At 44.8% G+C, this 8,294-nt stretch carries 16 protein-coding genes; all 16 read left to right on the forward strand.

What is annotated here, in order from left to right; translation table 11 throughout:
* Positions 1-139: ribosomal protein L16 (locus DP116_RS28895; protein ID WP_246275431.1), on the forward strand; the 139-nt coding region annotated here is incomplete at its 5' end.
* 3 nt (positions 140-142) lie between these two features.
* A complete protein-coding gene (gene rpmC / locus DP116_RS01005) occupies positions 143-373 on the forward strand; it encodes a 50S ribosomal protein L29 (protein WP_169153390.1) in 231 nt (76 codons plus the stop codon).
* Positions 374-379: 6 nt separating this feature from the next.
* The gene (gene rpsQ, locus DP116_RS01010; protein WP_169153391.1) at positions 380-628 is read left to right on the forward strand and encodes a 30S ribosomal protein S17; all 249 of its coding nucleotides are present in this window, start codon (positions 380-382) and stop codon (positions 626-628) included.
* A 47-nt stretch (positions 629-675) separates the two neighbouring features.
* Entirely contained in the window at positions 676-1,044 is a 369-nt protein-coding gene (rplN, locus tag DP116_RS01015) for a 50S ribosomal protein L14 (RefSeq protein WP_048868725.1), read from the forward strand.
* Positions 1,044-1,397, forward strand: a complete 354-nt coding sequence (rplX, locus tag DP116_RS01020) for a 50S ribosomal protein L24 (RefSeq protein ID WP_169153392.1) — start codon at positions 1,044-1,046, stop codon at positions 1,395-1,397. Before rplN ends, rplX begins: the two co-directional genes overlap by 1 nt.
* 230 nt (positions 1,398-1,627) lie before the next feature.
* Positions 1,628-2,173: a 50S ribosomal protein L5 gene (rplE, locus tag DP116_RS01025; protein ID WP_169153393.1), complete on the forward strand. Its 546-nt coding sequence runs from the start codon at positions 1,628-1,630 to the stop codon at positions 2,171-2,173.
* A 20-nt stretch (positions 2,174-2,193) separates the two neighbouring features.
* The gene (gene rpsH / locus DP116_RS01030; RefSeq protein ID WP_048868722.1) at positions 2,194-2,595 is read left to right on the forward strand and encodes a 30S ribosomal protein S8; all 402 of its coding nucleotides are present in this window, start codon (positions 2,194-2,196) and stop codon (positions 2,593-2,595) included.
* Positions 2,596-2,693: 98 nt separating this feature from the next.
* The gene (gene rplF, locus DP116_RS01035; RefSeq protein ID WP_169153394.1) at positions 2,694-3,242 is read left to right on the forward strand and encodes a 50S ribosomal protein L6; all 549 of its coding nucleotides are present in this window, start codon (positions 2,694-2,696) and stop codon (positions 3,240-3,242) included.
* Positions 3,243-3,244: 2 nt separating this feature from the next.
* On the forward strand, positions 3,245-3,607 hold the full coding sequence (gene rplR / locus DP116_RS01040; RefSeq protein WP_169153395.1) for a 50S ribosomal protein L18: 363 nt from the start codon (positions 3,245-3,247) through the stop codon (positions 3,605-3,607).
* Between the two features lie 323 nt (positions 3,608-3,930).
* Positions 3,931-4,455: a 30S ribosomal protein S5 gene (rpsE, locus tag DP116_RS01045; RefSeq protein WP_048868719.1), complete on the forward strand. Its 525-nt coding sequence runs from the start codon at positions 3,931-3,933 to the stop codon at positions 4,453-4,455.
* 399 nt (positions 4,456-4,854) lie between these two features.
* Complete coding sequence (gene rplO / locus DP116_RS01050) at positions 4,855-5,301, forward strand: 50S ribosomal protein L15 (RefSeq protein WP_169153396.1); 447 nt, start codon at positions 4,855-4,857, stop codon at positions 5,299-5,301.
* 71 nt (positions 5,302-5,372) lie between these two features.
* On the forward strand, positions 5,373-6,686 hold the full coding sequence (gene secY, locus DP116_RS01055; protein WP_169153397.1) for a preprotein translocase subunit SecY: 1,314 nt from the start codon (positions 5,373-5,375) through the stop codon (positions 6,684-6,686).
* The gene (locus tag DP116_RS01060; RefSeq protein ID WP_169153398.1) at positions 6,686-7,240 is read left to right on the forward strand and encodes an adenylate kinase; all 555 of its coding nucleotides are present in this window, start codon (positions 6,686-6,688) and stop codon (positions 7,238-7,240) included. The genes secY and DP116_RS01060 overlap by 1 nt, the downstream gene beginning before the upstream one ends.
* Positions 7,241-7,449: 209 nt before the next feature.
* Positions 7,450-7,674, forward strand: coding sequence for a translation initiation factor IF-1 (gene infA / locus DP116_RS01065; protein ID WP_006276978.1), 225 nt, complete (start codon positions 7,450-7,452; stop codon positions 7,672-7,674).
* 142 nt (positions 7,675-7,816) lie between these two features.
* Positions 7,817-7,930, forward strand: coding sequence for a 50S ribosomal protein L36 (gene rpmJ / locus DP116_RS01070; protein ID WP_010998333.1), 114 nt, complete (start codon positions 7,817-7,819; stop codon positions 7,928-7,930).
* A gap of 102 nt (positions 7,931-8,032) precedes the next feature.
* A partial coding sequence (rpsM, locus tag DP116_RS01075; protein WP_343038225.1) for a 30S ribosomal protein S13 occupies positions 8,033-8,294 on the forward strand: 262 nt, incomplete at its 3' end.

Genomic DNA, 8,294 nt, shown 5'->3' on the forward strand with positions numbered 1-8,294 from the left:
CGTCAAACCAGGACGAATTTTATTTGAAATTGCAGGCGTTTCCGAAGAAATTGCTCGCGAAGCAATGCGTTTGGCTGCTTTCAAATTACCCATCAAAACTAAGTTCATTGCGCGCTCACAAGAGCAATCACAGGTGTAGGTTATGCCTCTTCCCAAAATTTCAGAAGCAAGAGTTTTAACTGACGAACAACTAGGGCAGGAGATTATCGCTGTCAAAAAGCAACTCTTTCAGTTGCGCTTGCAACAAGCAACCAGACAGCTAGACAAACCCCATCTGTTTAGACACGCTCGCCACCGTCTGGCTCAACTAATGACTGTAGAAGCAGAGCGCAAACGCGCTTTATCAAGTCAACCCGCGAAAGAAACAGAGTAGGAGATTATGGCAGTAAAAGAACGAGTTGGCTTGGTCGTAAGCGACAAAATGCAAAAAACGGTGGTAGTCGCCATCGAAAACCGCGCACCTCATCCAAAATACGGCAAAATTGTCGTAAACACCCAGCGCTATAAGGTGCACGATGAAGACAATCAGTGCAAAATAGGCGATCGCGTTCGCATTCAGGAAACGCGACCCCTGAGTAAAACTAAGCGCTGGAAAGTCACAGAAATCCTGACTACCAAAAATAGCTAAACCATATAGTTATTAAGTAGTTAACAAGACACAAAGGGAAAACGATTGTGATTCAGCCCCAAACTTACCTTAATGTTGCAGATAATAGCGGTGCCCGTAAACTCATGTGCATCCGCGTATTAGGAGCAGGTAACCGTCGTTACGGCTTCATAGGCGATCGAATCATCGCTGTTGTTAAAGACGCTCAGCCGAACATGGCTGTGAAAAAGTCTGATGTTGTAGAAGCAGTCATTGTCCGCACCCGTCATAATACCCATCGAGATAGCGGTATGAGTATTCGTTTTGACGATAATGCCGCAGTGATCATCAACAAAGATGGTAACCCCAAAGGAACACGGGTTTTCGGACCAGTAGCACGAGAACTACGTGATAAAAACTTTACTAAAATTGTTTCTCTGGCTCCGGAGGTGCTGTAATGGCAAACAAAAAGAAAGATCAACCTAGATTTTTCAAAATGCACGTCAAAACCGGGGATACCGTGCAAGTAATTGCTGGAAAAGATAAAGGCAAAGTTGGAGAAATTATCAAAGCAATTCCCCAAGAAAGTAAAGTGCTTGTCAAAGGTGTAAATATCAAAACCAAGCACGTCAAACCTCAGCAAGAAGGTGAATCTGGGCGTATTGTGACTCAGGAATATCCAATCCACAGTTCCAACGTCATGCTCTATTCCACCAAGCAAAATGTTGCCAGTCGCATCTCCTACACTTTCACTGCAGAAGGTAAGAAAGTTAGGATGCTAAAGAAAACTGGTGAAATCATAGACAAATAGTGACAAGCTGCGGTGGACAAGTCTGGCGGCATAAAAGAGTCAATGTTTGGCTAAAGTTTCCCGACTTGTAAACGCCCACTAAAAGGCTTCCTCATAGCGTAAGGTAGCACAGCGGCGTTAAGTGGTGAACCCAGAAGATCATTGGTCATTAGTAAAAAAACAAAAGACAATAGACAAAGAGTAAGGACAATAATCCCTGACCAAGACCAGGGATAAAAAGAACAAAAACTATGGCAACAAGACTAAAAACTTTATACCAAGAAACAATTGTCCCCAAACTGATGCAACAGTTTCAGTACACCAACATTCATCAAGTGCCGAAGTTGGTAAAAGTTACTGTTAACCGGGGTTTGGGGGAAGCATCTCAAAATGCGAAAGCGTTGGAAGCGTCTTTGACCGAGATTGCGACAATTACTGGTCAAAAACCAGTTGTGACGCGGGCGAAAAAGGCGATCGCGGGCTTCAAAATTCGTCAAGGTATGCCAGTTGGTATCATGGTCACCTTAAGAAGCGAAAGAATGTATTCCTTTCTTGACCGTCTCATCAATCTGTCACTACCAAGAATCCGGGACTTTCGCGGTATTAGTCCCAAAAGCTTTGATGGTCGCGGCAATTATACTCTAGGTGTCAGAGAGCAACTCATTTTTCCAGAAATTGAGTATGACAGCATTGACCAAATTCGTGGTATGGATATTTCCATTATCACCACAGCAAAGACTGACGAAGAGGGTCGCGCCTTACTTAAAGAAATGGGAATGCCCTTTCGGGATCAATAAGTTCATCTAAAGAGGAAACGATGGCGGTTAACGACACAATTGCAGATATGCTCACGCGCATCCGCAATGCGAATATGGCGCGGCATCAAACAACACAAGTGCCATCCACCAAAATGACTCGTAGCATCGCAAAAGTGCTGCGCGAAGAAGGCTTTATTGGTGAGTTTGAAGAAGCAGGAGAAGGAGTGGCACGCAATTTGGTGATTTCCTTGAAATACAAGGGCAAAAATCGCCAACCCCTCATTACCACCCTTAAGCGGGTGAGTAAACCAGGTTTGCGTGTTTACTCCAATAGAAAAGAACTACCAAGAGTACTAGGCGGTATCGGTATTGCCATTATTTCCACATCTAGTGGCATTATGACTGACCGGGAAGCACGGCGTCAGAACTTGGGTGGTGAAGTACTGTGCTACGTTTGGTAGTCATGAGTCATGAGTCATTGGTCATTTGTCATGAGTAAAGAAAAGACAAATAACAATAGACTTAGGACAAATAACAATAGACTTAGGACAACAAAGTTATGTCTCGAATTGGTAAACGCCCAATTACAGTTCCCGCCAAGGTGGAAGTAAGCATTGATGGCACAAAAGTGCTAGTCAAAGGTCCAAAAGGCGAACTTTCTCGCGATTTGCCTCCTCATGTCATAGTCTCCAAAGAAGGAGAAATATTGCAGGTCAACCGTCGCGATGAATCTCGCACATCCCGCCAAATGCACGGTTTATGCCGGACTTTGGTTGCCAATATGGTTGAAGGAGTTTCCAAAGGATTTCAACGTCGTTTGGAAATTCAAGGGGTTGGCTACCGGGCGCAAGTTCAAGGTCGCAACCTGGTTTTGAACATGGGCTATAGCCATCAAGTGCAAATCGTTCCACCAGAAGGAATTCAATTTGCAGTTGAAAATAATACTAACGTTATTATCAGCGGTTATGACAAAGAAGTGGTAGGCAACACAGCAGCGAAAATTCGTGCTGTGCGCCCACCGGAGCCTTATAAAGGCAAAGGTATTCGTTACGCCGGTGAAATGGTCAGACGTAAAGCTGGTAAGACTGGTGGTAAGGGCAAGAAGTAAAAATGAAACATACTCGTAAAGAATCAAGGGAACGTCGCCGTAGACGCATTCGTGGTAAAGTTGATGGTTCTTCTGACCGTCCACGGTTAGCTATATTTCGCTCTCACCAACATATTTATGCTCAGGTGATTGATGATACTAATCATCACACTTTGGTGGCAGCCTCAACTCTGGAACCAGACTTCAAATCAAAATTAGCTTCAGGCTCAAACTGCCAAGCTTCGGTGGAAGTTGGCAAATTGATTGCAGTTCGCTCATTAGAAAAAGGTATCAGCAAAGTCGTCTTTGACCGAGGTGGCAACCTTTACCACGGACGCGTCAAAGCACTAGCAGAAGCAGCTCGCGAAGCTGGTTTGGATTTTTAAATAAGTCATTGCTCATGAGTCATTATGAGGCAGTGCGGTGGGTAGTCGCCGAGGTCTTGGTGGTTTCCACGCCACTTGCACTCAACGAGGAGACCTCCAAGGGCGCAGTGGCTCCCAAGGAGGAACTGCCGTGCATGGTTACCCGGCATAAAGGAGCCAGTGCGGACGCCACATGCAGCCCGGTGGGAGACCCGAAGTGCAGCAGTGGCTCGTCTTGGGGTCTCCCCAAGTGGAGCACAGCCGCGTCACCTGCCGTTCATTAGTAAAGAAAGACAAATGACCGAGGACAAATGACAATTGGCTTCTAATACGAGGTAATTAAAATGGCAACTGGTCGTCGTAAAGCTAATCGTACAAAAAAAGAAGAGACTACATGGCAAGAGCGGGTTATCCAAATCCGACGGGTGAGTAAAGTCGTAAAAGGAGGTAAAAAACTGAGCTTCCGCGCGATCGTCGTTGTCGGTAATGAACGCGGTCAAGTTGGGGTGGGAGTAGGCAAAGCCTCAGATGTGATTGGTGCTGTGAAAAAAGGCGTCGCTGATGGGAAAAAGCATCTCATTGAAATTCCCATGACCAAATCCAACTCTATCCCCCATCCTATTGATGGAATTGGTGGTGGTGCCAAGGTCATCATGCGACCAGCAGCACCTGGTACTGGAGTAATTGCTGGTGGTGCTGTACGTACAGTACTGGAATTGGCAGGAGTTCGTAATATCCTAGCTAAGCAACTTGGTTCAAACAATCCTCTCAATAATGCCAGAGCTGCAGTTAATGCCCTATCTACCCTGCGAACTTTTGCAGAAGTCGCTGAAGACCGGGGCATTCCTGTTGAAAATCTTTACATTTAAGTCATTTGTCTTAGTCCTTTGTTTTTATAGAAATGACAAAGAATCCTCTGGGTATGCCTTTGGCACGTGTATGTCCTGTAGCGCACTGACACGGCTATGCCCCCAAGTCCTGCGGAAGCTTGCCCCAACAAAGCAGCGTCTGGAGGAAGAGATACGGACACCCTACGCGAATGACAAACGCCACTTGCTTTATGGCTGCTAGACCATGCACAGCAGTCCAGTTATTGGGCAAACCTCAAGGGCACACTGCCTCCCTAAACTTCTTAAGGTATGCGCACATACACTTTGCGCTTACGCCAGTCACCAAGGCGCACCGAAAAACTTGGACTGCAGTGCTGGACTCATTACGGCAGTGGCTCACAAATGATAAATGATTAAATTTTACACAAGGTTTTTTTTATGAGACTAACCGATGTTCGTCCTCAAAAAGGCTCTAAGAAACGTCCCCGTCGTTTAGGTAGGGGTGTTTCTGCCGGTCAAGGTGCTAGTGCTGGTAAGGGTATGCGTGGTCAAAAAGCCCGTTCAGGCGGCAGTACACGACCCGGTTTTGAAGGTGGTCAACAGCCATTGTACCGCCGCATACCTAAGTTAAAGGGCTTCCCTCTGGTTAATCCTAAGAAGTACACTACGATTAATGTAGAAAAGCTAGCCTCCCTCCCTGCAAATACAGAAGTCACACTCACCTCGTTAAAAGAAGCAGGTATCCTTACTGCTAGTCGGGGACCTTTGAAGATTTTAGGGGATGGGGAATTGAGCGTTCCCCTCAAGGTGCAAGCGGCAGCTTTTACAGGTACAGCTCGTAGCAAAATTGAGGCAGCTGGTGGGAGTTGCGAAGTTTTAGAGTGAGTCACAAAGCACGCACCTACGACAAGCCTACCCCAGACTCGTGCTTCACTATACTCGCAAGGTAGCCCTCTATGATCAGTCGAGACAAAGCCCCAACGGCTCAAGAAACTTTTATGCAGATGGCGCAAGCAGCAGGTCTGCGAGGTCGGCTGCTTGTGACCCTAGGTATTTTAATGTTGATTCGTCTGGGCATACATTTGCCCATACCAGGTATTAATCGAGATGAATTTGCCAGAACCCTTCAAAATAATAACCAGGTATTAAGCTTTTTGGACATCTTTTCCGGAGGTGGACTTTCTGCTTTAGGAGTCTTTGCCTTAGGTATTTTGCCATACATCAACGCCTCGATTATCATCCAATTGCTCACCGCTGCCATCCCAGCTTTAGAGAACTTACAGAAAAATGAGGGAGAAGCAGGACGGCGCAGAATTTCCCAGATGACACGCTATGTTTCTGTGGGTTGGGCGATTATTCAAAGTGTCTTCTTGGCATCGTTCTGGCTTAAACCGTTTGCTGTAAACTACGGGCCAATTTTCGTTATCGAGACAGCGCTGGCTCTCGTAGCAGGTTCGATGTTTGTCATGTGGGCATCAGAAGTCATTACAGAGCGTGGCGTAGGCAACGGAGCATCTTTGTTGATTTTTGTCAACATTGTGGCAACACTCCCAAAAGCTTTAGGCGACACAATCGATTTTGTACAAACCGGAAACCGGGAAACAGTAGGTCGAGTTATTGTGCTGTTGCTCCTTTTCTTGGTCACGATTGTTGGTATTGTTTTTGTGCAAGAAGGAATCCGTCGTATTCCGATTATTTCAGCACGCCGCCAAGTTGGTAGACGAATTTTTGCAGAGCAGCGTAATTATTTACCCCTACGACTCAATCAAGGGGGCGTGATGCCAATTATTTTTGCGACTGCAATTCTAAGTTTGCCAGTGTTGGCAGTGAATTTCATCAAAAATCCAGAATATTCGAGAATTATTAATACCTATCTCGTACCTGGCGGTTCTGGGGCTTGGGTCTATGCCCTTGTCTATCTAGTTTCTATCGTGTTCTTCAGCTACTTCTATTCTTCATTGATAGTCAACCCAGTTGATGTAGCGCAGAACTTGAAGAAGATGGGTTCTAGCATTCCAGGTATTCGTCCGGGTAAAGCAACAAGCGAGTACATTGAGCGCGTGCTGAATCGATTAACTTTTTTAGGCGCTATCTTTCTAGGCTTAATTGCTATTATCCCTACTGCCGTTGAAAGTGCTTTAAATGTACGAACCTTTAGGGGGCTAGGTGCTACCTCTTTGTTAATCCTGGTTGGTGTCGCGATTGATACGTCAAAGCAGATTCAAACCTACCTTATCTCTCAGCGCTATGAAGGAATGGTGAAACAGTAGTGACACGACTAATCTTCTTGGGACCACCTGGAGCTGGTAAAGGAACTCAAGCTAAAACCTTAGCTGACGAGTGGAATATTCCTCATATTTCTACAGGTGACATACTGCGTCAAGGCCTCAAAGACCAAACTCCTTTGGGTGTTAAGGCTCAAAGTTATATGGATAAAGGTGAGTTGGTTCCCGACGAGCTTGTGCAGGAAATGGTGCAGGAACGTCTGAGCCAGGTTGATACGAAATCAGGTTGGATTCTTGATGGCTTTCCCCGTACTGTCAATCAAGCAGTTTTTTTAGAAAAATTACTGCGAATCCTCAACCAAAATGGTGAAAAGGTTGTCAATTTGGATGTGCCAGATGAAACTGTGATAGCACGGTTGCTGGAGCGAGGCAGAAAAGATGATTCAGAAGAAGTCATCCGTCGTCGCTTAGAAGTTTACCGTTCTGAAACGGCACCCTTGATTGACTTTTACAGTAGTCGCCAGACTCTCGTCAGTATTAACGGTAATCAGTCCCTAGAAGAAGTCACTGCTGAATTAAAAAAGGTCATTGCGTCTTAGAACAAGGGAGTAGGTGCAGGTTAAAAGGGACAAATTTGTCCCAGATATTTCTACCTAACATCCTATTCCCTGTCACCCCAAGCAGATGTATGTAAATCTTGGATAAGATATATTAATGAACTGTTGATATATTCTCCGAAATATGTTCTTTTGCAGACTATATTAAGTAGCTGTAACAAACTAGGAGGCTGTTGAGTTGAGGAAAAAACTTGTCTAAACAAGATTTGATTGAAATGGAAGGCACGGTCACCGAGTCCCTGCCAAATGCAATGTTTCGTGTTGATTTAGATAACGGCTTCAATGTGTTAGCTCACATTTCTGGGAAGATTCGCCGTAACTATATCAAGATTTTACCCGGCGATCGCGTCAAAGTAGAGTTAACGCCTTACGACCTGACAAAAGGTAGAATCACTTATCGACTACGTAAGAAATAGCTCATTTTTAAACGATTCATCGCAAGGAAATTTTAAAGATGTAAAAAATCATACCATAGTGATTGCGAGATTAACAACGATTTTTACTGACTAATTAATCATAAAATGTTAGAATTCACTGTTTGGAGTCAAGAAAAAAGGCATGAAAGTCAGAGCGTCTGTCAAGAAAATCTGTGAAAAGTGTAACGTGATCAGGCGTCGTGGTCGCGTCATGGTGATTTGTGTGAATCCGAAGCATAAGCAGCGCCAAGGATAACACAACGAAAAAGTGAAAAGAGTCATCAGGAAAATTTATTCAAAGAACTGCTGACTAACAAAAAACACACTACTAGCTTTAAGGAATAGGGAGACACGAGTTGTGGCACGTATTGCCGGAGTAGACCTTCCACGTGATAAACGTGTTGAAATTGGTCTAACTTATATCTACGGAATTGGTTTATCTCTATCAAAAGAGATATTAGCAGCCACGAGTGTCAACCCTGATACTCGTGTTAAAGACCTGAGTGATGCTGACGTAGCAGCTCTCAGGGGAGAAATAGAAGAGAATTACCAAGTTGAAGGTGACCTCAGGCGCTTGGAAGCAATGAACATCAAGCGCTTAATTGAGATTGGCACTTACA

Origin of the sequence: Brasilonema bromeliae SPC951, assembly GCF_012912135.1 — a bacterium.
Taxonomy (GTDB): Bacteria; Cyanobacteriota; Cyanobacteriia; order Cyanobacteriales; family Nostocaceae; genus Brasilonema; species Brasilonema bromeliae.